Genomic DNA, 23102 nt, shown 5'->3' on the forward strand with positions numbered 1-23102 from the left:
CGGGCGTCAGAGCGGGCGGCCCGCCCGCATCTCGGCGACGAGCGCCGCGACGACCGCGTCCAGCTCGCCGCCGTGCCGCCGGGCGACCGCGCGCTGCCGCTGGTACGAGGCGCCGCGCCGCAGGATGACCCGGACCGCGTCGAGCTCGGCCGTGCAGCCCAGCCGCTCCGCGACCGGCGCGAGCTCGACGAGCAGGCGCTCGACCGCGTCGGTCACGAGCTCCTCGTCGCCCGCCGCGTTGACGATCACGATCGCGTCCATGCCGTAGCGCGCCGAGCGCCACTTGTTCTCCTGGACGAACCACGGCTGCATCGTCGGCAGCTCCTCGCCGCGGTCGAGCATCGAGGAGAAGTGCTCGACGAGGCAGTGCGTGAGCGCCGCGAGCGCCGTGACCTCGAGCAGGTTCGACGCGCCGTCGCACACGCGGGTCTCGATCGTGCCGAACCGCGGCGACGGCCGCACGTCCCAGCGCACCTCGTCGAACTGGTCGATCACGCCGGTGTGCAGCATGTCGGCGACGTAGTCCTCGAGCTGCTCCCAGCGCTCGAACTGGAACGGCAGCCCCGCGGTCGGCAGCTGCTGGAACATCAGCGCACGGTTCGACGCGTACCCGGTGTCCCGGCCGCCCCAGAACGGGCTCGACGCCGAGAGCGACTGCAGGTGCGCGAAGCACGTGAGCAGCGCGCGCGAGATCGGCAGCACCTTGGAGCGGTCCTCGATGCCGACGTGGACGTGCACGCCGTAGATGAGCATCTGCCGGCCCCACCACTGCGTGCGGTCGATCAGCGTCGCGTAGCGCTGCTTGTCGGTGACCTTCTGCTGCGCCCACCGCGCGAACGGGTGCGTGCCCGCGCACATGAGCTCGACCCGGAGCGGGTCCGTGACCGCGCGGACCTCCTCGATCGCGCGCGCGAGGTCGGCGCCCGCCTCCCCGACGGTCCGGCACACGCCCGAGACGACCTCGACCGTGTTGAGCAGCAGCTCCTGGCGGATCGCCGGGTGCTCGCGGCCGTCCGCGGGACGCACCGCGTCGAGCACCGTCTGGGCGACCTGGCGCAGGTCGCCGGAGTCGGCGTCGACGAGCGCGAGCTCCCACTCGAGCCCGACGCTCGAGCGCTCGGACCGGGCGAACGGCAGCTCCAGGCGGCTCATGCGCGGTCCTCTCCCGAGCCGGTCGCGTCCCCGCCGGCCGCGTCGCCGCCCCCGCCGGTCGCGTGCACGGGCTCGACCACGAGCACCTGCTGCGTCCCGGCGACGCGCGTCAGCACGATCGTCGACTCGTGCGGCCCCCGCAGGTCGAGCTGGCGCCGGAGCTGCTCGGGCACGACCGCGGTGCCGCGCTTCTTGATCGTGAGGCGCCCGACGCCCCGCTCGCGCAGGTACGTGCGCAGCCGCTTGAGGCCGAAGGGCAGCGTGTCGTGCACCCGGTACGCCGTGGCGGCGGGGCTGTCGTGGAGCGCGTCGGACGTCACGTAGGCGATCGTGCGGTCCACGAGCCGGCCGTGCACGCGGGCGGCGACCTCGCCGACGAGCCCGGCGCGGATCACGGCGCCGTCGGGCTCGTAGAGGTAGCCGCCGACGGGACCGACGTCGGGGACCGGCGGGCCGTCGGGTCCGCTGCGGAGCACGTGCGTGCCGCCGGCACCGAGCACGAGCGCGCTGCGTCCCGGCCCCTCGGGCGCGAGCGGGCCGAACCACAGCCCGACCTCGACGACGTCGCCGTCGACCGAGACCCACTGCGCCTCGGCGTCGTCGGGCAGCGCGCTGTGCGGCAGCCCGGGCCCGAGCTTGAGCCCGAGCGACGGCACGGTTGCGCGCAGCGCGAGCAGCGCGTCGAGCGACGGCGCGTAGGCGTTCGGGTCGAACACCCGGCTGCCCGACGTCGTGCGCCGCGCGGGGTCGGCGTACAGGCCGTCGACGCCCTCCGCGGCGAAGTCGGTCACGAGTCCGTCGCCGTGCCGGACCTCGGCCTCGGGGAAGTGGCGCAGGTTGACGGTCGCGACCGACGCGGTGACCTCGTCGACGTCCGTCGCGAGGACGGTGAGCCCCATGCTCGCGAACGCCATGGAGTCGGCCCCGACGCCCGACGTGAGGTCGGCGACCTTGGTGATGCCGGCGGCGGTGTACCGGCGGGCGTGGTGCGCGGCGACGACGAGCCGGGTCGCCTGCTCGAGGCCCGCGGGGGTGAAGAGCATGCCGTCCGCGAAGTCGCCGAACTTGGCGTGGGCCTTCGCCCGGAGGCGGGACTGGGTCAGCGCGGCGGCCACGAGCTCGGCGTCGATGCCCTCCTTGCGCAGGCGCTCCGACAGCGCCATCGCCCGGTGCTCGTCGTAGGGGGGGAGGGCGCTCAGCAGCGCCCAGCCCGTCGGGCTCAGGAGCTTGGCGAGGCCGGTGGCGTCCATGCGGCGATCCTTCCACGCCCGCTCCGGCCGGGCCGCCCGGCGCGGGCGACGCACGCCGCGCCGCGCCGGTCTGGCACTCGCCTTGACCGAGTGCTAACCGCTTCCTAGAGTGAGGCGCGCTGGCACTCTCGGGTTGAGTGTGCCAGCAGCACCGGCCGGCTCCCCGGCACCCGCGACGACGGGCGAGCCACACGGTGCGTCATGGACATCACTGAAGAACTCACATGCGAAGGGGAGGTCCGCTGTGTCGGTCTCCATCAAGCCGCTCGAGGACCGCATCGTCGTCAAGGCCCTCGAGGCCGAGCAGACCACGGCGTCCGGTCTCGTCATCCCGGACAGCGCCAAGGAGAAGCCCCAGGAGGGCGAGGTCCTGGCGGTCGGTCCCGGTCGTGTCGACGACAACGGCAACCGCGTCCCGCTGGACGTGGCCGTGGGCGACAAGGTCATCTACAGCAAGTACGGCGGCACCGAGGTCAAGTACTCCGGCGAGGAGTACCTCATCCTCTCGGCGCGCGACATCCTCGCGGTCGTCGTCAAGTGACGTCGGGTCAGCGCTGCTGACCGCGTGACAGAGCCCCTCCCGGCCTGGCCGGGAGGGGCTCCGTCGTGCGTGCGCTCGTGCAGGTGCCCGGGCGCGCAGGTGCCCGGACATGCACGAAGCCCCTCCGGACGAACCAGGAGGGGCCTCGGCGACGTGGGCCCGCGGTCAGGCGGGCGGTCGTGCGGGTGCGGCGTGCGTCAGACGGCGGCCTGGCGGGTCGACGGCCGGGCGAGGATCGCGGCGCGCTCGTCCTCGGACAGCCCGCCCCAGACGCCGTACGGCTCGCGGACGGCGAGCGACTGCTCGCGGCACTCCTTGAGCACCGGGCACGTGGCGCAGATGGCCTTGGCGGCCTCGGCGCGACGACGGCGGGCCGAGCCGCGCTCTCCCTCCGGGTGGAAGAACAGGTTCTCGTCGGCGTCGCGGCAGGCGCCCTCGAACTGCCACTCCCACAGGTCCATCACCGGTCCGGGCAAACGCGAGATCTCAGCCATGGGGTCCTCCTTGACGAGCTGTGCGCCGGCGGGGGTCCCGCGGGCGGAAGTTGTGTCGACGAGAGACCGGGGCCGAAGCCCTGACCTGCTGCGTCTGAAGCGAGACACTACAACCGAGTCAGAAGTTGTTCAAGCCCCCTGTTCGAGAACGCTTCACCTTCGAGGCGCACGTGACCAACTTGGTCACGTGCCCGACTCGCTGCTGGAACGCGTTGGCGACCGTGTCAGGACCTGGGCACAATCGCTTCATGGCAACCGCGGACGGGTCCGGCTCGGCGTCCGCAGACCCCTCGCCGCCCGCCGCCGGGGAGGCTCCGGCGCTGACCGTCGCCGCCGTCGCACGGCGGCTCGGGGTGGCTCCGGCGACGCTGCGGACGTGGGACCGGCGCTACGACCTGGGTCCCTCGGCGCACTCCGCCGGCTCGCACCGGCGCTACACCGCCGAGGACGTCGCGCGCCTGCTCGTCATGCGCGGGCTCACGCTCGACGGTGTCGCGCCGTCCGAGGCCGCCCGCGTCGCGCGCGAGTCGCACGTGCACGCCGACGTCGACGGGCTCACGACCCCGGCCGCGCCCCGCCCCGCAGCCCCGGCCGAACGCCGCGACGCCGCCGCGCCCGCGACGCCCACCCTGGTGGTCGACGCGGCGCTGCGCGGCGACGAGGCCGGGGTGCGCCGGCTGCTCGCGCCGCCCGAGCCCGGCGGCGTCATGGCGTGGTGGACCGAGCTGGTCGAGCCGGCGCGGCAGGCCATCGCGTCGCGCACCGTCCTCGCCCGGGCGGGGGAGGACGCGGACGGCCTCGTCGTCGCGGCCGTGCTCGCCGGGCTGCGCGCGCGCACCGCCCCCCTGCAGAACGCGCACGTGGCGGGGCGTCGTGTCGTCCTGCTCCTGGCCCCGCCGGGGGAGGAGCGACCCCTCGTCCTGCACATGCTCGCCGCCGCGTTCGCGGAGCAGTCGGTCGACGCGCGCATCGTGGCCGGGCGCGTCGAGCAGAACCGCCTCGTCGAGATCGCCACGATGACGCGGCCCGCGGCGGTCGTGCTCGTCAGCACCGGGGCCGCCCCCGACCTCGCCGTCGTGACGGCGCTCGCGGCGGCGCACCCCCAGGTCCCGCAGTTCGTGCACGTGCCCGACGACGCCGCCGCGGAGCACGTGCCGCTCGACCGGACGGTGCACCGCTCGCGCTCGCTGCCGGGGCTGTTGCACGAGGTCCTGGCCGTGAGCGCTTGACGGACATCTGTCCAGCTTTGGGCCCCCGGGCCCGCCCTTTCACCCGTTCGGTGGACTAACCTTGCGGAGCGCTGGGTCGATACACAGTCGACGGCCGACGGACGCTCCGCGGCCAGGAGGAGGGATCTGATGGCTGGAGTCGTGGTCTGTCACGGCTCGACGACGGTGCGCGAGCGCCTCGTCCTGACGGCCCTCGGGGTCCCCTCGCTCGCACCTGTCCGGGCCGCGGCCTCGGTCGACGAGCTGGTGACCCTCGCGCGGCGCATGCCGCCGACCATCGTGCTGCTCGACGCGCACCTCGGTGGCGTCGGGCCGATCGAGGCGATCCGCCGGCTGCGCTCGGTCTCGGGCGCCACCACGGTCGTGCTGCTCGCGACGCCCGGTGACGAGGTCGCCCTCGACCGCGCCATCGCGATCGGCGCACGCGGCTACCTCGCCCCCGACGTCGGGCGCGCGGAGCTCTCCGCGGTCGCCGCGCACGTCCTCGCGACCCCGGTCATGCCCGCCGCCGTCCCGGTCGGTGCCCGCACCGAGCCCTCGACGGGCGTCATCGAGGCGCTCACCGAGGTCCCCGCGCAGGCGCACGCACCCGAGACGGTCTCGCTCACCAAGCGCGAGATCGAGGTGCTCATCGGCATGAGCAACGGCCGGTCGAACTCCCAGATCGGCGCCGAGCTGTTCCTCTCCGAGGACACCGTGAAGACGCACGCGCGTCGCCTGTTCCGCAAGCTCGGTGCCGCCGACCGCGCGCAGGCCGTCGCGATCGGGCTGCGCCGGGGGCTCATCCGCTGACCTGGCCGGGCCCGCACGCGGCGCGGCCGTGACCCGTTCCGGGGGCGTCGTCCGGGCGCTGTCCGTGTGACGGGCGGCACCTCGGAGGGCCGGATCCCGCGGCGTATCATCGCTGGATGAGCGACGCTGGCACCCCCGGATCCGCTGCGCCGGCCGACCCGTTCGGCTACATCGGCCTCACCTACGACGACGTGCTCCTCCTCCCCGGGGAGACGGACGTCATCCCGAGCGAGGTCGACACCACGACCCGCCTCACGCGCGAGATCTCGATCGCGATCCCGCTGCTCTCCGCGGCGATGGACACCGTCACCGAGTCGCGCATGGCGATCGCGATGGCGCGCCAGGGCGGCATCGGGATCCTGCACCGCAACCTCTCGATCCAGGACCAGGCCCACCAGGTCGAGCTCGTCAAGCGCTCCGAGTCCGGGATGGTCACCGACCCGGTCACGGTCGGGCCGGACGCGTCGCTCGCCGAGCTCGACGCGCTGTGCGGCAAGTACCGCGTCTCCGGGCTCCCGGTCGTCGACGACGGGCAGCGCCTGCTCGGCATCATCACGAACCGCGACCTGCGCTTCGTCCCGTCCTCGGAGTACGAGACCCGGACGGTCCGCGAGGTCATGACCCAGATGCCGCTCGTCACGGCGCCCGTGGGCATCGAGCGCGACGACGCCGCGGCCCTGCTCGCGAAGCACAAGATCGAGAAGCTCCCGCTGGTCGACGCCGCGGGCGTCCTGCGCGGGCTCATCACCGTCAAGGACTTCGTGAAGTCCGAGCAGTACCCGCTCGCCACGAAGGACGGCGAGAGCCGGCTGGTCGTCGGCGCCGCGGTCGGGTTCTTCGGCGACGCGTGGGACCGCGTGACGACGCTCGTCGAGGCCGGGGTCGACGTGCTCGTGGTCGACACCGCCAACGGGCACGCGCGCCTGATGCTCGACATGGTCCGCAAGATCAAGTCCGACCCCGCGACGCGCGGCGTCCAGGTCATCGGCGGCAACATCGCGACGCGCGAGGGCGCCCAGGCGCTCGTCGACGCGGGGGTCGACGCCGTCAAGGTCGGCGTCGGGCCGGGCTCGATCTGCACGACGCGCGTGGTCGCCGGTGTCGGCGTGCCGCAGGTGAGCGCGATCTACGCGGCGTCGCTCGCCGCGAAGCCCGCCGGCGTCCCCGTGATCGGCGACGGTGGCCTGCAGTACTCGGGCGACATCGCCAAGGCGCTCGTCGCCGGCGCGGACTCGGTGATGCTCGGCGGGCTGCTCGCCGGGTGCGACGAGTCCCCGGGCGACCTGGTCTTCGTCAACGGCAAGCAGTTCAAGCGCTACCGCGGCATGGCCTCGCTGGGGGCGATGCAGTCGCGCGGCGACCGCCGGTCGTACTCCAAGGACCGCTACTTCCAGGGCGACCTGTCCGACGACGAGATCATCACCGAGGGCATCGAGGGCCAGGTCCCGTACCGCGGCCCGCTCGCGGCGGTCTCGCACCAGCTCGTCGGCGGCCTGCACCAGTCGATGTTCTATGTCGGCGCGCGGACCGTCCCCGAGCTGCAGGCGCGCGGCAAGTTCGTGCGCATCACGTCGGCGGGGCTCAAGGAGTCCCACCCGCACGACGTGCAGATGATCTCCGAGGCGCCGAACTACTCCTCGCGCTGACACCCGCCGACGCCGGGTCGCCCCACGCGGGTGGCCCGGCGTCGTCGTGCGCGGGGACGTTCAGCCGACGGTGACGGCCTCGGCGGGCGCACGCGTCGGCCACGTCGTCTCCGCGCCCGGCCCCTCGAGCCCGCGGCCCGCGCGCCACGCGTTGAAGCTCTCGGCCCACGCCCGGTGCGCGGTCACCTGGTACTCGTGCAGGGTCTCGAGGTCGAGCGTGCGCAGGTGCGGGAACCGGCCGACGAGCCGGTCGAGCACGTCGAGCGTCGCGACGACGTCGACGTCGGCGGTGTGCAGCGCGCCCGGGTCGACCACCTCGTAGTGGCCGCACAGGTCGACGAGCTTGCGCCGCCCGGGCCGGTAGCGGTCCTCGTGGCGGTCGAGCACGAGCGGGTCGATCACCGGCCCGACGGCCCGGCCGAGGCGCGCGGACATCGGGCGCAGGCCGTGGCGGCGGAGCTCGGCGTCGAGCAGGCAGAGGTCGAACGAGGCGTTGTAGGCCACGACGGGCGTGCCCTCGCGCAGCGCGGTGGCGAGCTCGGTCGCGATCTCCTCGAGCGCGCCCGCCGGGACGGCGCCGTGCGTGCGCGCGTGCTCGGTCGAGATGCCGTGGATCGCGGCCGCCTCGGCGGGGATCTCGACGCCCGGGTCGACCAGCCAGGTGCGCACGTGGGTGCCGCGCGCGTCGCGGCGCACGAGGGCGGCCGTGACGATGCGGTCCTGCTCGACGTCGACGCCGGTCGTCTCGGTGTCGAAGCCCACCAGGGGACCCAGAGTCCAGCTCATCGTCGTGCTCCTCGCTCGCCCTGCTCGTCCTGCCGGTGCCGCCGTCCGACGGCTGCGCGCCGCAGCCCGGCCCACCGGGACCGGGACCCGCGCCCACCTGCAGCGCAGCTCGCGCCCACAGTGCCAGCGGGCACCGACACGGAGCGGGACGGCACGCCGGTAACCTGGACCGGTGAGCAACGAGATCGAGATCGGGCGCGGCAAGCGGGGACGCCGCGCGTACTCCTTCGACGACATCGCGGTGGTGCCCTCACGGCGCACGCGCGACCCCGAGGAGGTCTCGGTCAGCTGGCAGATCGACGCCTACCAGTTCGAGCTCCCGGTGGTCGCCGCGCCGATGGACTCGGTCATGAGCCCCGCGACGGCGGTCGCGCTCGGCCGGGCCGGCGGGCTCGGGGTGCTCGATCTCGAGGGCATCTGGACGCGCTACGAGTCGCCGGAGCCGCTGCTCGCCGAGATCGCCGAGCTCGACAGCGCCGACGCGACGGCCCGCATGCAGGAGATCTACGCGGCGCCGATCGACGCCGACCTCATCGCGCTGCGCCTCAAGGAGATCCGCGCCGCGGGCGTGACCGTCGCGGGCGCCCTCTCGCCGCAGCGCACGCGCGAGTTCTCGAAGGTCGTCGTCGACGCCGGGGTCGACCTGTTCGTCATCCGCGGGACCACGGTCTCGGCCGAGCACGTCTCGGGCCGCGCGGAGCCGCTCAACCTCAAGCGCTTCATCTACGAGCTCGACGTGCCGGTCATCGTCGGCGGCGCGTCCACGTACACCGCGGCGCTGCACCTCATGCGGACCGGCGCGGCCGGCGTCCTCGTGGGCTTCGGCGGCGGCGCGGCGCACACCACGCGCACGTCGCTCGGCATCCACGCCCCGATGGCGACCGCGGTCGCGGACGTCGCGGCGGCGCGGCGCGACTACCTCGACGAGTCGGGCGGGCGCTACGTGCACGTCCTGACCGACGGCGGCGTCGGGCGCTCGGGCGACATCGTCAAGGCCATCGCGTGCGGCGCGGACGCGGTCATGCTCGGTGCGGCGCTCGCCCGCGCGACCGAGGCGCCGGGCCAGGGCTGGCACTGGGGACCCGAGGCGCACCACCCGCAGCTCCCGCGCGGCGAGCGGGTCCGCGTCGGCTCGTCGGGCACGCTCGAGCAGGTGCTCTTCGGCCCCGGCCACACCGCCGACGGCACGCTCAACCTCATCGGGGCGCTGCGGCGCTCGATGGCGACCACCGGCTACTCGGACCTCAAGGAGCTGCAGCGCGTCGAGGTCGTCGTCTCGCCATACCAGCCGCACTGACGCACCTCCCGGCGCGCGGCCGGCCGGGCTCGGGGGAGCGCGCCAGGTCGCTCCGGTGCCCGGGATGCCCGACTACCCTGGCCGGATGGCGCACGACGACGAGCACGTCCAGCTGATCGACCCGGAGACCGACCCGCTCGCGACGTACGTGCTCGAGCCCGACGACGTCCGCACGCTCCTCGCGCGCGTCGTGACGTCGCCCGGGCACGAGACGCGCACGACGTACGCACCGTTCACGGGCGGGCCGATCGCGGCCGTCCCGCTCTCGACGCCCGACGACGTCGCCCGCGCCGTCCGGTCGGCGCGCCGCGCGCAGCACACGTGGGCCGCCCTGCCGCTGCGCCGCCGCGCGGACGTGCTGCTGCGGCTGCACGACCTCGTCCTGGCGCACCAGAGCGACGTCCTCGACCTGATCCAGCTCGAGAACGGCAAGTCACGGGCCAGCGCCTACGAGGAGGTCGTCGACGTCGCGCTGGTCGCGCGGCACTACGCCGTCAAGGCCCGGGCGTACCTGGCGGCGCGGCGCAGCGGCGGCATCCTGCCGGGGCTCACCGGCACGCGCGTGGTGCGCCACCCGCTCGGCGTCGTCGGCGTCGTCGCACCGTGGAACTTCCCGCTCACCCTCGCGCTCAGCGATGTCCTCCCGGCGCTCGTCGCGGGCAACGCCGTGGTGCTGCGCCCGGACCCGCAGACGGCGCTGACCGCGCTGTGGGCCGCCGAGCAGCTCGAGGCCGCGGGCCTCCCGCCCGGGGTGCTCCAGGTCGTGGTCGGCGACGGGCCCACGGTCGGGGCGGCGGTCGTCGAGCACGTCGACCAGGTGAGCTTCACGGGCTCGACCGCGACCGGCCGGGTCGTCGCGCGGCGGGCCGCGGAGCGGCTGATCCCCGCGACGCTCGAGCTCGGCGGCAAGAACCCGATGTACGTCGCGGACGACGTCGACGTCGAGACGGCCGCGGAGGGTGCGGTGCGGGCCTGCTTCGCGAGCACGGGCCAGCTCTGCGTGTCGATCGAGCGGCTGTACGTGCACGAGGCCGTGGCCGAGGAGTTCCTCGCGGCGTTCGTCCGGCGCACCCGCGCGCTGTCGCTCGGCGCCGGTCTCGACTACGTGGCCGACGTCGGCTCGCTCACGTCGGCCGCGCAGCTCGCGACCGTCGTCGAGCACGTCGAGGACGCCCTGACCCACGGCGCGCGCGTGCTCGCGGGCGGGGTGCACCGCACCGACCTCGGGCCGTACTTCTACGAGCCGACCATCCTCGACGGCGTCACGGAGGACGCCCGGGTGCACCGCGAGGAGACGTTCGGGCCGGTCGTGTCGGTGTACCGGGTCGCCTCGGACGACGAGGCCGTCGCCGCGATGAACGACAGCGACCTCGGGCTCAACGCGAGCGTGTGGACCCGAAGCGCCCGACGCGGGGCCGCGCTCGCTGCCCGGGTGCGCGCGGGCACGGTCAACGTGAACGAGGGGTACGCCGCCGCGTGGTCGTCGCTCGGTGCGCCGCAGGGCGGCCGGGGGCAGTCGGGCCTGGGGCACCGGCACGGGCCCGAGGGGCTGTGGGCGACGACCGCGACGCAGACCGTCGCGGTGCAGCGCGGCGTCCACGGGCGGGCCGGTCTGCCCGGGATCGGGCTGCGGCGGGTGTACGAGCTCGACGCCGAGCAGTGGACGTCGATGATGACCGGGGCGCTGCGGGTCATGAAGGCCTTGCGGCGACCGTGACCGGCGCCGGGGCCTCACCCTGACGACCAGCCGCAGGCTCCGAGGTACCCGACGGTGTGGGCCCGAACCCGGCGTCCGATATGCCCGGGTCGCGTAGTGTCCCGGGCAGACGAGTGACGATACCGATCACGAAGCTCCTGGAGGACGAATGGGTTCTGCACGAACGCGCAGTCCACGAAGGTCAGTGATCGTCGGAGCGGTGCTCGCGCTGGTGGCGGGGCTCCTCGTGGCGCCAGGGACGGCGCACGCGGCCACGACGACGTACACCGCGGACAACAGCATCTTCCCCAACCCCGAACGCGGGTTCCGCGACAGCGTCGACATCCTGCGGGTGTCCGCCGCGGAGATACGGTCCGCCAGGTCGACGCACAGCATCACCTTGCTGCACTCGTACCTGCGCCTCGACGCGTTCCGCACGTCGGACATCGACCGGGCCACGCTCGACGGGCTGTCCGCCGGCCTCGCGACGGTGCGCGCGAACGGTGCCAAGGTGGTCCTGCGTGCCTCGTACAACTTCGGGCCCTACCCCGACTCCGAGCCCGACGCGTCGGAGAGCCGGATCGCCAGGCATCTCGACCAGCTGGCCCCGGTGCTCGCCGCGAACGCGGACGTGATCGCGTTCGTCGAGGCCGGCTTCATCGGTGCGTGGGGGGAGTGGCACACCTCGACCAACGGGCACGACACGAACGTCGACGCCAAGGTGCGGATCCTCACGAACATCCTCGCGGCGGCCCCCAGCGAGCAGGTCGCGCTGCGCTACCCCAGCGACGTGCGCCTCGTGCAGTCCCGCCTGGGTTCAGCCGCATTCGACCGCATCGGCAGCCACCTGGACTGCTACGGCGCCTCGGACCCGGGCGACATGGGGACCTGGGGCCGCGACGGCAGCACGCCCCAGGCGGACAAGGCGCTCATCGCGGCGGTCGGAGTCGACGGCTTCGTCGGGGGTGAGACCTGCAACCACGTGAACACGACGCGGGCCGACTGCACGACCGCGCTGGCGGAGATGCCGGCCATGCACTTCACGCAGCTGAACATCGAGTACGAGCCCACGGTCATCCAGAACTACCGTGACCAAGGGTGCTTCGACACGATGCAGCGGAACTTCGGCTACCGGCTGCGCGTCACGACTGCCACGTATCCCACGAGTCTCAGTCCGGGCGGCGTGATGCCGCTCGAGATCGGCGTCGTGAACTCCGGGTGGGCCTCCGTCCTCAACCCCCGACCCGTCTTCGCCGTGCTGGACGGTCCGGGCGGCCAGTTCCCGATCGCGCTGTCGGCCGATCCGCGGACGTGGGAGTCGGGCCAGAACGCCCTGGTCAGCCAGAGCGTCACCGTGCCGTCGAACGTCCCGGCCGGGACCTACCGACTGGCGCTGTGGCTGCCGGACGAGGCCATCGCCCTGCGCGGTGACCCCCGCTACAGCATCCGGCTCGCCAACACCGGCACATGGGACGCCGCGACGGGCCTGAACGTCCTCGCGACGGGCATCACGGTGGGCGCGCAGTCCGACACGTCGCCGCCCTCCGTGCCGACCGGTGTCCGGGCGACGGTGAGCGGCTCGTCGCCGACCGTCGCGTGGACCGCTTCCAGCGACGCCGCGGGCGGATCTGGTGTGGCGGGATACGAGGTGCTCCGCGGGGGCACGGTCGTCGGCACGGTCGGGCGTGACGCGACGACGTTCACGCAGACGGGCCTGCCCGCCGGCGCCTACAGCTACACGGTGCGCGCCTACGACGGCGCCGGGAACCGCTCGGCCGCGTCTGCAGCCGCGACCGTCACTGTCGCCGCCACGGCCGGTGTGCCGCGGCTCGTGCTCGACAACTACGACGGCAACCCGGCATGGGGCACCGGCCGGAACGACCTCGGCAGGTGGACGGGTGCGAACTCGTTCGCGAACGGGTCCGGAGCCGGCGTGGTCAGCGGTGGAGCGCTGCGGCTGCAGTACGCCCGCACCGGCTGGTTCGCCTCGGACGTCACCCGCGACCTGAGCGACCGGTCGGTCATGGTCGTCCGGGTCCGCGGCCTCATGGGCGGTGAGCAGAACCACATCGGCGTCTCGATCGGTGGTGTCACCCAGCGGTTCGGCGAGTACTCCACCAGCAGCGGAGGGAACGCCGTCATCACGACCGCGTTCCAGGACATCCGCATCCCGCTGGTCGCCAACGGGATCAACCGTGCCGCGCCGGGTCAGCTGGCGCTGAGCTTCTGGCACGGCGGGAGCAGCACCGTCTGGATCGACGAGATCCGCTTCGAGTAGGCACAGCGCGGCGGCGGGAGAGCCGCCTGCACCGTCCCGTCGTGCGGCCGGTCAGCCCGCGGAGATCGTCTCGACCGCCTGGCGGGCGATCTCGAGCTCCTCGTTGGTCGGGATCACGAGCACCGTGACCTCGGCTCCGTCCGGCGAGATGACCTTCTCCTCGGTGACCCGCCCGGCGTTGCGCTCCGGGTCGACCACGATGCCGAGGCGCTCGAGACCGGCGAGCGCGCCGGCCCGGACGTGCTCGTCGTTCTCGCCGATGCCCGCGGTGAACACGATCGCGTCGACCCGCCCGAGGTGCGCGTAGTAGCTGCCGACGTAGCCCTTGATGCGGTGGTAGTACACGTCGAGCGCGGTGCGGGCGTTCTCGTCGCCCGCCTCGACGGCGGCGTGCACGTCGCGCATGTCGGTGTGCCCGGCGAGCCCGAGCATCCCCGACCGGCGGTTGAGCAGGTCGTCGAGCTCGTCGATCGACATCCCGGCGACGCGGGCCAGGTGGAACAGCACGGCGGGGTCGATGTCGCCCGAGCGCGTGCCCATGACCAGGCCCTCCAGCGGGGTCAGGCCCATCGACGTCTCGACCGACCGCCCGCCGCGGACCGCGGTCGCCGAGGCGCCGTTGCCGAGGTGCAGCACGATGACGTTGAGGTCGGCGGGGTCCTTGCCGAGGAACGCGGCCGTCTGGCGGGAGACGTACAGGTGCGAGGTGCCGTGCGCGCCGTAGCGCCGGATCGCGTAGCGGCGGGCGACCTCGCGGTCGATCGCGTACTCGTACGCGGCGGGCTCGAGCGTGCTGTGGAACGCGGTGTCGAAGACCGCGACGTGCGGTGTCGACGGGAACGCGTGGCGCGCGGCCCGTACGCCCGAGACGTTCGCGGGGTTGTGCAGCGGCGCGAGCGACGAGAGGTCGTCGATCTGCTGCAGCACCGCGTCGTCGATCACCGCGGGGCCGGCGAAGACGCTGCCGCCCTGCACGATGCGGTGGCCGACGGCCGCGAGCTCCTGCTCGACGAGGCGCGGGCCGTGCTCCTCGAACAGCTGCAGGACCAGCGCCATGCCGGCCTCGTGGTCGGGGACGGGCTGCTCGAGCGTCGTCGTCCCGGCCGGCCCGGTGTGCTTGAGCCTGCCGGTCGGCTGCCCGATCCGCTCGACGAGCCCCGTGGCGAGGGCCTCGTGCGTGTCGACGTCGAGCAGCTGGTACTTGATCGAGGACGAGCCGGAGTTGATGACGAGGACGCGAGTGCTCACGAGAGGCCTTCCGGGTCGGGCGCGCCGAGCGCGTCGAGCGCCTGCGCCTGGATCGCGGTGATCGCGACCGTGTTGACGATGTCCTGGACGAGGGCGCCGCGCGAGAGGTCGTTGACCGGCTTGCGCAGACCCTGCAGCACGGGGCCGACGGCGACGGCGCCCGCGGAGCGCTGGACCGCCTTGTAGGTGTTGTTCCCGGTGTTGAGGTCGGGGAACACGAAGACGGTGGCGCGGCCGGCGACCGCGGAGTCGGGCATCTTGGTCTGCGCGACGGAGGCGTCGACCGCCGCGTCGTACTGGATGGGGCCCTCGACGCTCAGGTCGGGGCGGCGCTCGCGTACGAGCTCGGTGGCGCGGCGGACCTTGTCGACGTCCGCGCCGGAGCCGGACGCGCCCGTCGAGTACGAGAGCATCGCGACGCGCGGCTCGATCCCGAACTGGCTCGCGGTGGCCGCCGAGGAGATCGCGATGTCGGCGAGCTGCTCCGCGGTCGGGTCCGGGTTGACGGCGCAGTCGCCGTAGACCAGGACGCGGTCCTCGAGGCACATGAGGAACACCGACGAGACGATGGAGACGCCCGGGACCGTCTTGATGATCTCGAACGACGGCTTGATCGTGTGCGCCGTGGTGTGCAGCGCGCCCGAGACCATGCCGTCCGCGAGCCCGAGCTGGACCATCATCGTGCCGAAGTACGACACGTCCGCGACGATCTCGCGGGCCCGGTCGAGCGTCATGCCCTTGTGCCGGCGGAGCTCGGTGTACTCGGCCGCGAAGCGCTCGAAGAGCTCGCCCGACGCGGGGTCGACGACGTGGGCGTCGTCGAGCCGCAGCCCGAGCTCGACGCCGCGGGCCCGGATCGCCGTCTCGTCGCCGAGCAGCGTGATGTCCGCGACCCCGCGCTGGAGCAACGTCGAGGCGGCGCGCAGGATGCGGTCGTCGTTGCCCTCGGGGAGCACGATCTTCTTCCGCGAGGAGCGCGCCCGGTCGAGCAGCTCGTACTCGAACATGAGCGGCGTGACGACCTCGATGCGCGGCACCTCGAGCGCCGCGAGCAGCGCGGAGCCGTCGACGTGCTTCTCGAACAGCGCGAGCGCGAGGTCGACCTTGCGCTGCGAGTCGCCGCTCAGCCGGCCCCGGGTGCGGGCCGCGGCGCCCGCGCTGCGGAACGTCCCCAGGTCGGTGCGGATGATCGGCAGGCGCGCGCCGAGGCCCTCGACGAGGCGGGCCACGGTCGGCGGCGGGTAGAAGCCGCCGTTGAGGATGATGCCGGACAGCGACGGGAAGCCCTCGGCCGCGTGCGCGGTGAGCAGGCCGAGCAGGATGTCGGAGCGGTCGCCCGGGGTGATGACGACGACGCCGTCGTGCAGCCGGTCGAGCAGGTGCTCGATCGACATCGCGCCGACGAGGACGTCCACGACCTCGCGCGAGAGCAGCTCCTCGTCGCCGACCGTGAGGTGCCCGCCCACGGCCTCCATGAGCTGGCGGACCGTCGGCGCCGAGAGGAACGGCTCCTCGGGCAGCGCCCACGCGGGGACGTCGGAGCCGAGGGCGACGCGCACCCGGTCGAGCGCACCCGGGTCGCAGCGGTTCGCGACGACCGCGATCGCGTGCGCGTGGTTCGCCTCGAGCTCGGACAGCGAGACCTCGGCGGCCTGCCGGACGGCCTCGGGCGTGCGGCCGTACCCGCTCACGACGAGCAGGACCGGCGCGCCCAGGTTCGCGGCGATGCGCGCGTTGTACGCGAGCTCGGTCGGGCCCGCGACGTCGGTGTAGTCCGTCCCGACGATCACCACGGCGTCGCACTGCCGCTCGACCGCGTGGTAGCGCTGGACGATCTCGGCGAGCGCCGCCTCGGGGTCGGCGTGCACCTGCTCGTACGTCACGCCGACGCAGTCCTCGTACGCCAGGTCCACGCCGTCGTGCGCGAGCAGCAGCTCGAGCACGTAGTCGCGCGTGTCGGTCGAGCGCGCGACGGGACGGAACACCCCGACCCGCTGCACGGTGCGGGTGAGGAGGTCGACGAGCCCGAGCGCGACGGTCGACTTGCCGGTCTCGCCCTCGGAGGACGTCAGGTAGATGCTGCGGGCCACGGGACTGCTTCTCTCTGTGCTGGTCCCCGGGGTGCCGGGGAGGGCGGACGCGGACGGGGCGCCGGGACGGTGGTCCCGACGCCCCGGTGCGTCACTCGTTGTCGCCGCCGGTCGCGGCGGTGGCGTCGTGGCCGGCGAAGGTCTGCCGCTGGCCGTCGTACTCCGTGCCGCTCGCGTCCCGGCCGGTCTCGCCCGCGTCGGGCCAGACCCAGTCGCGCACCTCGGGGATGTCCTCGCCGTGGCGGCGCGTGTACTCGCGGGCCTCGATCCGGCGGTCGTCCATGCGCTGGCGCAGGCTCGCGGCCTTCGAGCGCAGGCCCGGGGTGTGGTCGATGACGTCCATCACCAGGTGGAACCGGTCGAGGTCGTTGAGCATGACCATGTCGAACGGCGTCGTCGTCGTGCCCTCCTCCTTGTACCCGCGCACGTGGATGTTCGAGTGGCCCTTGCGGCGGTACGTGAGGCGGTGGATGAGCCACGGGTAGCCGTGGTACGCGAACACGACGGGCTTGTCGGTCGTGAACAGCGTGTCGAAGTCGCGGTCCGAGAGCCCGTGCGGGTGCTCGCGCTCGTCCTGGAGGCGCATGAGGTCGACGACGTTGACCACGCGCACCTTGAGGTCCGGCAGCTCCTGCTTGAGGATGTCCGCCGCGGCGAGCACCTCGAGCGTCGGCACGTCGCCCGCGCAGCCGAGCACGACGTCCGGGTCCTCGCCCGGGCGCTCCGTGCCGGCCCAGTCCCAGATGCCGAGGCCGCGCGTGCAGTGCGCGACCGCCTGGTCCATCGTCAGGAAGTTCGGCGCGGGCTGCTTGCCGGAGACGACCACGTTGACGTACTGCCGGCTGCGCAGGCAGTGGTCGTACGTCGAGAGCAGCGTGTTCGCGTCCGGCGGCAGGTACACCCGGATGATGTCGGACTTCTTGTTGACCACGTGGTCGATGAAGCCCGGGTCCTGGTGGCTGAAGCCGTTGTGGTCCTGGCGCCACACGTGGCTCGAGAGCAGGTAGTTGAGGCTCGCGATGGGCCGGCGCCACGGGATGTCGTCGGTGACCTTGAGCCACTTCGCGTGCTGGTTGAACATCGAGTCGATGATGTGGATGAACGCCTCGTAGCAGTTGAACAGCCCGTGGCGCCCGGTGAGCAGGTACCCCTCGAGCCAGCCCTGGCACTGGTGCTCCGACAGCATCTCGACGACCCGCCCCACGCGGGCCAGGTGGTCGTCGACCTTGTCGCTCTTGTACTCGGCGTTCCAGACCTTGTCCGTCACGTCGAACACGGCCTGCAGCCGGTTGGACGCCGTCTCGTCGGGCCCGAAGATCCGGAAGTTGTCGGGGTTGAGGCGGATGACCTCGGTGAGCCACTGGCCCAGCACGCGGGTCGCCTCGCTGATCGACCCGCCGGGGACGGGCACGTCGACCGCGAAGTCGCGGAAGTCGGGCAGGCGCAGGTCCTTGAGCAGCAGCCCGCCGTTGGTGTGCGGGTTGTCGCTCATCCGCAGCGTCCCGGCCGGCGCGAGCGCGGCCACGTCCTCGACGAGCCGGCCGCTCTCGTCGAACAGCTCCTCGGAGCGGTACGAGCGCAGCCAGCCGTCGAGCACCTGGAGGTGCTCCTCGGTGTCGCGCGCGCTCGCGAGCGGTACCTGGTGCGAGCGCCAGGAGTCCTCGACCTGCTTGCCGTCGATGACCGGCGGGCACGTCCAGCCCTTGGGGGTCCGGAAGACGATCATCGGCCACTGCGGGCGGGTCTCGTCGCCCTCGTTCGCGCGGGCCTTGATCGCGGCGATCTCGTCGAGCACCTCGTCGAGCAGCGCGGCGAAGCGGGCGTGGACCGCCCCGTGGTCCTCCTGGTCGAACCCGCCGGTGAACACGTACGGCTTGTGGCCGTAGCCGCGCATGAGGTCGAGGAGCTCCTCCTCGGGGATGCGCGCGAGGACCGTCGGGTTCGCGATCTTGTACCCGTTGAGGTGCAGGATCGGCAGCACGACGCCGTCGGTCCGCGGGTCGACGAACTTGTTCGAGTGCCAGCTCGTGGCGAGCGGGCCGGTCTCGGCCTCGCCGTCGCCGATGACCGTCGCGACCAGCAGGTCCGGGTTGTCGAACGCCGCGCCGTACGCGTGCGAGAGCGCGTAGCCGAGCTCGCCGCCCTCGTGGATCGACCCGGGCGTCTCGGGCGCCACGTGGCTCGGGATGCCGCCCGGGAAGGAGAACTGCCGGAACAGCCGGCGCACGCCCTCCTCGTCCTGCGTGATGTCGGAGTACACCTCGGAGTACGTGCCCTCGAGGTACGCGTTCGCCACGAGGCCGGGGCCGCCGTGGCCGGGGCCGGTGATGTAGATCGTCGACTGCTCGCGCTCCGCGATGACGCGGTTGAGGTGCGCGTAGAGGAAGTTGAGGCCCGGGGTCGTGCCCCAGTGACCCAGCAGGCGCGGCTTGACGTGGTCGCGCGTGAGCGGCTCACGCAGCAGCGGGTTGGCGAGCAGGTAGATCTGCCCCACCGAGAGGTAGTTGGCGGCGCGCCACCACGCGTCGATGCGGCGGAGCGTCTCGTCGGTGACGGCGGCGCCGGTTCCTGTCCGCCAGGAGGTGTGCTGCGAGGTCGTCGTGCTCATCTGCTCGTCTCCCCGTGGGTGCTGGGTGCTTGCTCGTCGTTCGTTCCTGCGTGCCCCCGCACCCCGCACGCGCAGCGCGCGTGGTGCCGGTTCCAGCCTTGCGCGGACCAGGACGTCGAGCCGGGACGTCCGACCCAGGCGCGACCCCCGACGGTGCGGTGCGCCGTCCGCGCGCCGCGTCGTCGGTCCCCGCCCATACAACCCCATCGGGGTCCGTGCCGCACGACCGTGACCCTCGGCCGCCCGGCGGCCCGTCGTGGTCGCGCAGCGGTGTCTGCGCTGGTCACCGGGGTCGTGCGCGCGCCACGAGCGCCTCGCAGCCCCGCCCGGTCGGGCTGACGTGCGGGGTTCCGGGCGGCTGCGCGAGGTACCGTGCAGGCGTGCTCGAACCCGCCGGCCCGGACCGTCCCGACGCTGCGCGCGAGGGGCGTGACGTCGGTCACGCCGACGGCTCCGAGGTGACCACCGAGGTCGAGCCCGGGGCCACGGCCGGGGCCGCTCCCGGGCGGGACGACGACGGGGGCACGGGCGCGGCGGCGGACGAGGCCGGCGCCGGGGCGGCCCCGACGACCTTCGTGCGCGCGGCGCTGCGTCCGCGCATGCTCGTCCTGCTCCTCGTGCTGCTCGCGGCCGCCGCGGTGTGCGCGCGCCTCGGCGTGTGGCAGCTCGACCGCGCCGAGATCCGCGGGGCCTCGGAGGCGGCGGAGCGGCGCGCCGAGCAGGCGGCGGCCGAGCCCGTCGGGATCGGGACGGTGCTCGAGCCGCAGACGACGTTCCGCGGCGAGCTCGTCGGGCGGCACGTCACGGCGCGCGGCGTCTACGAGCCCGCGGCGCAGCTCCTCGTCGAGGACCGCGCGCTCGACGGGCGGACCGGCTACCTCGTGCTGACCCCGCTGCGCGTGCACGACGCGGACCCGAGCGGGTCGGCTTCGACGGGCCCGGCGTCGATGAGCCCGGCGTCGACCGGCCCGGCGTCGACCGGCTCCGGGGAGACGGGGTCGGGGGAGACGGGCTCCGGTGACCCGGTGCTCCCGGTCGTGCGCGGGTGGGTCGCAGAGCCCGGTGACGCCGCCGCGCTCGCGGTCCCCGAGGGGGAGGTCACGGTCTCGGGCTACCTCCAGTCGTCCGAGGGCGCGGGCGACGGCGGCTCCGCGCCCGGGCGCACCGACGCGATCAGCTCGGCGGCGCTGGTGAACGCGTGGGGCGGTCCGATCTGGAGCGGGTACGTGGTGCTGACCCGGTCCGACCCCGGCCAGGGCGACGCGCTCGCGCAGCTCCCGCCGCCGACGCGCGCGGGCTCGGGCCTCAACGTCCAGAACCTCGCGTACGCGGCGCAGTGGTGGATCTTCGGCGGCTTCGCGCTCGTGCTGTGGATCCGGATGGTGCGCGACGAGGCGCGCGGCGGCGTGCCGGGGATGCCCGACGAGGTGCCGGTCCACCTCCCTTGACGCGCCCGGAGGCGTGCCCTAGCGTCGCGCGGGTCCGGAAAGCGCTTTCTACAGTGAGGTAGAGATGCCCGCACGACGACGCACCCGACTGCTCGCGATCCCGGTGGCCGTGCTCGGCCTCGTGCTGGGAGCCTTCGCCCCTGCCGCTGCGGCGACCGCCCCGGACCTCCCCGGCGGGACCGCGCCGGACGGCACGCGCGCCGGCGCCGAGGCCGACCGGCCCGCCCACGGCCACGACCGGCCCGACGCGACGGTCTCCGCCGACGGGCGCGCCGACTTCCCGAGCGTCCAGGCCGCGATCGACGCCGCCCCGGAGGGTGCCACGGAGCCGTGGGTCATCGCCGTCCGCCCCGGCGAGTACCGCGAGCTGGTGAAGGTCCCGGCGACGAAGCCGTTCCTCACGCTCGTCGGCACCGGGCGCCGGGCGCAGGACGTCGTCATCGCCTACGACAACGCGAACGGGACCCCCAAGCCCGACGGCACCGGCACCCACGGCACCAGCGGCAGCGCGAGCGTCACGGTCGACGGCGCCGACTTCACCGCCCGCAACCTCACCTTCGCGAACCTGTTCGACGAGGCCGCGCACCCCGAGATCACCAACCGCCAGGCCGTCGCGGTGCTGACCCGCGCGGACCGGCTCGTCTTCGACGGCGTCCGCTTCCTCGGCAACCAGGACACGCTCTACGTCAACAGCTCGTCCGCGGCGGTCGTTGCGCGCGCCTGGTTCCGCGACTGCTACGTCGAGGGTGACGTCGACTTCGTCTTCGGCCGCGCGACCGCCGTGTTCGAGGGCTGCGAGATCCGGTCGCTCACCCGCGGCTCGGCGACCAACAACGGGTACGTCACCGCGCCGAGCACGATGATCGCGAACCCGTACGGCTTCCTGTTCACGCGCTGCCGGTTCACGAGCGACGCCCCCGCGGGCACGGTCTTCCTCGGCCGGCCGTGGCACCCGAGCAACGACCCCGACGCGGTCGGGCAGGTGCTCGTGCGCGACTCGTGGATCGGCGCGCACGTCGGTGCGACCGCGTGGAGCGACTTCTCGGGCGGCTGGTCGTGGCGCGGCGCGCGCTTCGCCGAGCACCACAACCGCGGGCCCGGCGCGCTCGTGACCCCGGACCGCCCGCAGCTCACGCGCGCGGAGGCTGCGGCGTTCACCCCGCGGACCTACCTCGCGGGCGACGACGGCTGGGCGCCGTTCCGGCGGAGCTGAGCCGCGCGGGGCGCCAGCGTGCGGGCGAGCCAGCGGGCGGGCCGGCGGGCGGGCCGGCGCGCGGGCGAGCCAGCGGGCCGGCGGTCAGGCGTCGGGGCGGCGGCGCAGCGCCTTGACCTCGCGCCGGCGCCGCTCGTCCGTCGCGCGCCGGACCCGGGACGCCCGGCTCGGCCGGCTCGGGCGTCGCGGCGGGGGCGGGGGAGCGAGCGCGCCGTCGAGCAGCGTGGCGACCCGCTCGAGCGCCGCCTCGCGGTTGCGCAGCTGCGAGCGGTACTCGGACGCGGCGACGACGAGCCGGTCGCCGTCGAGCCGCGCGGCGAGCCGCTCGCGGACCCGGGCCTCCTGCTCGGGCGAGCGCCAGAGGACCGCGGAGAGGTCGACGAGGAGCTCGGCGCGCGAGTCGGCGGTGTTGACCGACTGGCCGCCCGGACCACCCGACCGCGAGAACCGCCAGGCGAGCGCGTCCGGGGGCAGCACGACGCCGCCGCGCAGCGGGACGGGAGCGAACATGGTCCTAGGATCCGGCATCCGCACGCCCACGTCGCCGGGATAATCTGCGTCGGCCGTCCCCGCGCGACCCGACACGACCCGGGGGCGGGGTGGCGACGCAGCCCGGCGCACCTGGAGGAGGTTGCGGTGGCGTTCATCCGGCCGTACGAGGCGTTCGACCGCGCCGACGTGTACGACGTGTGCGTGCGGACCGCGGCCGCGGGCGGCGACGCCCGGGGCCTGTACCGCGACGACGACCTCATGCCCGACGTGTTCGCGGGTCCGTACCTCCTGCTCGAGCCGGAGCTGGCCTTCGTGCTCGACGACGGCGACCGGGCGGTCGGCTACGTGCTCGGCACGGCCGACACGGCGCACTGGGTCGAGGAGCACCGCCGCCGCTGGCTGCCGCTCGTCGCGGCCCGGCACCCGCTGCCCGCGGTGCCCGGCAGCCCGGACGCACCGTTCGTCGAGCTGCTGCACCACCCGGAGCGCAACCTGCACCCCGAGCTCGTGGGCTACCCCGCCCACCTGCACATCGACCTGCTCCCGGAGCACCAGGGCGCCGGTCACGGCCGCGGGCTGGTCCGGGCGTTCCTCGCGGCGCTGCGCGAGCGCGGCGTACCGGCGCTGCACCTCGGGATGGACCCGGCGAACACGTCGGCACGCGCGTTCTACGAGCGGCTCGGGTTCCACGACGTCCCCGTCGCGGACGGGGGAGCGGCCTACCTCGGCATCGCGACGGACGCGCCGGTCTGAGCCGGCGCGGCGGGCTCACGCCAGCCGGTCACCGCCCGCGTGCCCGCGACCCGCGACGCGACCGCCGTCCGTCGCGCCGGAGGGCCGAC

General features: G+C 73.9%; 18 protein-coding genes. 10 read left to right on the plus strand and 8 right to left on the minus strand.

The features are described from left to right. Window positions 1-6: 6 nt before the first annotated feature. Window positions 7-1152 carry a glutamate--cysteine ligase gene (locus NXY84_RS05505; protein WP_258726118.1) on the minus strand — a complete coding sequence of 382 codons (1146 nt, stop codon included), beginning with the start codon at window positions 1150-1152 and terminating at the stop codon, window positions 7-9. Then, window positions 1149-2402: a class I SAM-dependent methyltransferase gene (locus tag NXY84_RS05510; protein ID WP_258726119.1), complete on the minus strand. Its 1254-nt coding sequence runs from the start codon at window positions 2400-2402 to the stop codon at window positions 1149-1151. The genes NXY84_RS05505 and NXY84_RS05510 overlap by 4 nt, the downstream gene beginning before the upstream one ends. A 244-nt stretch (window positions 2403-2646) precedes the next feature. Between NXY84_RS05510 and groES the strand changes: the two genes are divergently transcribed. After that, window positions 2647-2943, plus strand: a complete 297-nt coding sequence (groES, locus tag NXY84_RS05515; protein ID WP_183295483.1) for a co-chaperone GroES — start codon at window positions 2647-2649, stop codon at window positions 2941-2943. Between the two features lie 197 nt (window positions 2944-3140). On the opposite strand, the gene NXY84_RS05520 is transcribed toward groES, so the two are convergent. Further along, complete coding sequence (locus tag NXY84_RS05520) at window positions 3141-3437, minus strand: WhiB family transcriptional regulator (protein ID WP_034629095.1); 297 nt, start codon at window positions 3435-3437, stop codon at window positions 3141-3143. Window positions 3438-3685: 248 nt separating this feature from the next. On the opposite strand from NXY84_RS05520, the gene NXY84_RS05525 reads away from it, so the two are divergent. From NXY84_RS05525 to guaB, 3 genes are all read left to right on the plus strand, one after another. Next, on the plus strand, window positions 3686-4666 hold the full coding sequence (locus NXY84_RS05525; RefSeq protein ID WP_258726120.1) for a MerR family transcriptional regulator: 981 nt from the start codon (window positions 3686-3688) through the stop codon (window positions 4664-4666). 129 nt (window positions 4667-4795) lie between these two features. Beyond that, complete coding sequence (locus NXY84_RS05530) at window positions 4796-5458, plus strand: response regulator transcription factor (protein WP_258726121.1); 663 nt, start codon at window positions 4796-4798, stop codon at window positions 5456-5458. Window positions 5459-5574: 116 nt separating this feature from the next. Further along, window positions 5575-7104 carry an IMP dehydrogenase gene (gene guaB / locus NXY84_RS05535; protein ID WP_258726122.1) on the plus strand — a complete coding sequence of 510 codons (1530 nt, stop codon included), beginning with the start codon at window positions 5575-5577 and terminating at the stop codon, window positions 7102-7104. Window positions 7105-7164: 60 nt separating this feature from the next. Here guaB and NXY84_RS05540 read toward each other — a convergent pair whose 3' ends face one another. Further along, window positions 7165-7890, minus strand: a complete 726-nt coding sequence (locus NXY84_RS05540) for an exonuclease domain-containing protein (protein WP_258726123.1) — start codon at window positions 7888-7890, stop codon at window positions 7165-7167. A gap of 172 nt (window positions 7891-8062) precedes the next feature. Here NXY84_RS05540 and NXY84_RS05545 point away from each other — a divergent pair, with 172 nt between their 5' ends. From NXY84_RS05545 to NXY84_RS05555, 3 genes are all read left to right on the plus strand, one after another. Then, entirely contained in the window at window positions 8063-9187 is a 1125-nt protein-coding gene (locus NXY84_RS05545) for a GuaB3 family IMP dehydrogenase-related protein (protein ID WP_258726124.1), read from the plus strand. Window positions 9188-9272: 85 nt separating this feature from the next. Then, entirely contained in the window at window positions 9273-10904 is a 1632-nt protein-coding gene (locus NXY84_RS05550; RefSeq protein ID WP_258726125.1) for a succinic semialdehyde dehydrogenase, read from the plus strand. Window positions 10905-11088: 184 nt separating this feature from the next. After that, on the plus strand, window positions 11089-13161 hold the full coding sequence (locus tag NXY84_RS05555; RefSeq protein WP_258726126.1) for a DUF4832 domain-containing protein: 2073 nt from the start codon (window positions 11089-11091) through the stop codon (window positions 13159-13161). Between the two features lie 51 nt (window positions 13162-13212). Here NXY84_RS05555 and NXY84_RS05560 read toward each other — a convergent pair whose 3' ends face one another. The 3 genes from NXY84_RS05560 to NXY84_RS05570 form a co-directional block, all read right to left on the minus strand. Further along, entirely contained in the window at window positions 13213-14409 is a 1197-nt protein-coding gene (locus NXY84_RS05560; RefSeq protein WP_258726127.1) for an acetate/propionate family kinase, read from the minus strand. Beyond that, window positions 14406-16499: a phosphate acetyltransferase gene (gene pta, locus NXY84_RS05565; RefSeq protein WP_258726128.1), complete on the minus strand. Its 2094-nt coding sequence runs from the start codon at window positions 16497-16499 to the stop codon at window positions 14406-14408. The genes NXY84_RS05560 and pta overlap by 4 nt, the downstream gene beginning before the upstream one ends. Before the next feature lie 91 nt (window positions 16500-16590). After that, complete coding sequence (locus NXY84_RS05570) at window positions 16591-19107, minus strand: phosphoketolase family protein (RefSeq protein ID WP_258726129.1); 2517 nt, start codon at window positions 19105-19107, stop codon at window positions 16591-16593. A 380-nt stretch (window positions 19108-19487) separates the two neighbouring features. Between NXY84_RS05570 and NXY84_RS05575 the strand changes: the two genes are divergently transcribed. Continuing rightward, on the plus strand, window positions 19488-20555 hold the full coding sequence (locus NXY84_RS05575) for an SURF1 family protein (protein WP_258726130.1): 1068 nt from the start codon (window positions 19488-19490) through the stop codon (window positions 20553-20555). Between the two features lie 64 nt (window positions 20556-20619). Then, window positions 20620-21768 carry a pectinesterase family protein gene (locus NXY84_RS05580; protein WP_258726131.1) on the plus strand — a complete coding sequence of 383 codons (1149 nt, stop codon included), beginning with the start codon at window positions 20620-20622 and terminating at the stop codon, window positions 21766-21768. 84 nt (window positions 21769-21852) lie between these two features. On the opposite strand, the gene arfB is transcribed toward NXY84_RS05580, so the two are convergent. Beyond that, window positions 21853-22278, minus strand: coding sequence for an alternative ribosome rescue aminoacyl-tRNA hydrolase ArfB (arfB, locus tag NXY84_RS05585; RefSeq protein WP_258726132.1), 426 nt, complete (start codon window positions 22276-22278; stop codon window positions 21853-21855). Window positions 22279-22404: 126 nt separating this feature from the next. On the opposite strand from arfB, the gene NXY84_RS05590 reads away from it, so the two are divergent. Then, window positions 22405-23013, plus strand: a complete 609-nt coding sequence (locus tag NXY84_RS05590; RefSeq protein ID WP_258726133.1) for a GNAT family N-acetyltransferase — start codon at window positions 22405-22407, stop codon at window positions 23011-23013. Window positions 23014-23102: the final 89 nt, after the last annotated feature.

Source organism: Cellulomonas sp. NS3 (genome assembly GCF_024757985.1).
In the GTDB taxonomy this organism is placed as follows: domain Bacteria; phylum Actinomycetota; class Actinomycetes; order Actinomycetales; family Cellulomonadaceae; genus Cellulomonas_A.

Coding starts and splice junctions, on each gene's coding strand:
- NXY84_RS05505 (WP_258726118.1), bottom strand. CDS start 1,152: ATGAGCCGCCTGGAGCTGCCGTTCGCCCGGTCCGAGCGCTCGAGCGTC.
- NXY84_RS05510 (WP_258726119.1), bottom strand. CDS start 2,402: ATGGACGCCACCGGCCTCGCCAAGCTCCTGAGCCCGACGGGCTGGGCG.
- NXY84_RS05520 (WP_034629095.1), bottom strand. CDS start 3,437: ATGGCTGAGATCTCGCGTTTGCCCGGACCGGTGATGGACCTGTGGGAG.
- NXY84_RS05525 (WP_258726120.1), top strand. CDS start 3,686: ATGGCAACCGCGGACGGGTCCGGCTCGGCGTCCGCAGACCCCTCGCCG.
- NXY84_RS05530 (WP_258726121.1), top strand. CDS start 4,796: ATGGCTGGAGTCGTGGTCTGTCACGGCTCGACGACGGTGCGCGAGCGC.
- guaB (WP_258726122.1), top strand. CDS start 5,575: ATGAGCGACGCTGGCACCCCCGGATCCGCTGCGCCGGCCGACCCGTTC.
- NXY84_RS05540 (WP_258726123.1), bottom strand. CDS start 7,890: ATGAGCTGGACTCTGGGTCCCCTGGTGGGCTTCGACACCGAGACGACC.
- NXY84_RS05550 (WP_258726125.1), top strand. CDS start 9,273: ATGGCGCACGACGACGAGCACGTCCAGCTGATCGACCCGGAGACCGAC.
- NXY84_RS05570 (WP_258726129.1), bottom strand. CDS start 19,107: ATGAGCACGACGACCTCGCAGCACACCTCCTGGCGGACAGGAACCGGC.
- NXY84_RS05580 (WP_258726131.1), top strand. CDS start 20,620: ATGCCCGCACGACGACGCACCCGACTGCTCGCGATCCCGGTGGCCGTG.
- arfB (WP_258726132.1), bottom strand. CDS start 22,278: ATGTTCGCTCCCGTCCCGCTGCGCGGCGGCGTCGTGCTGCCCCCGGAC.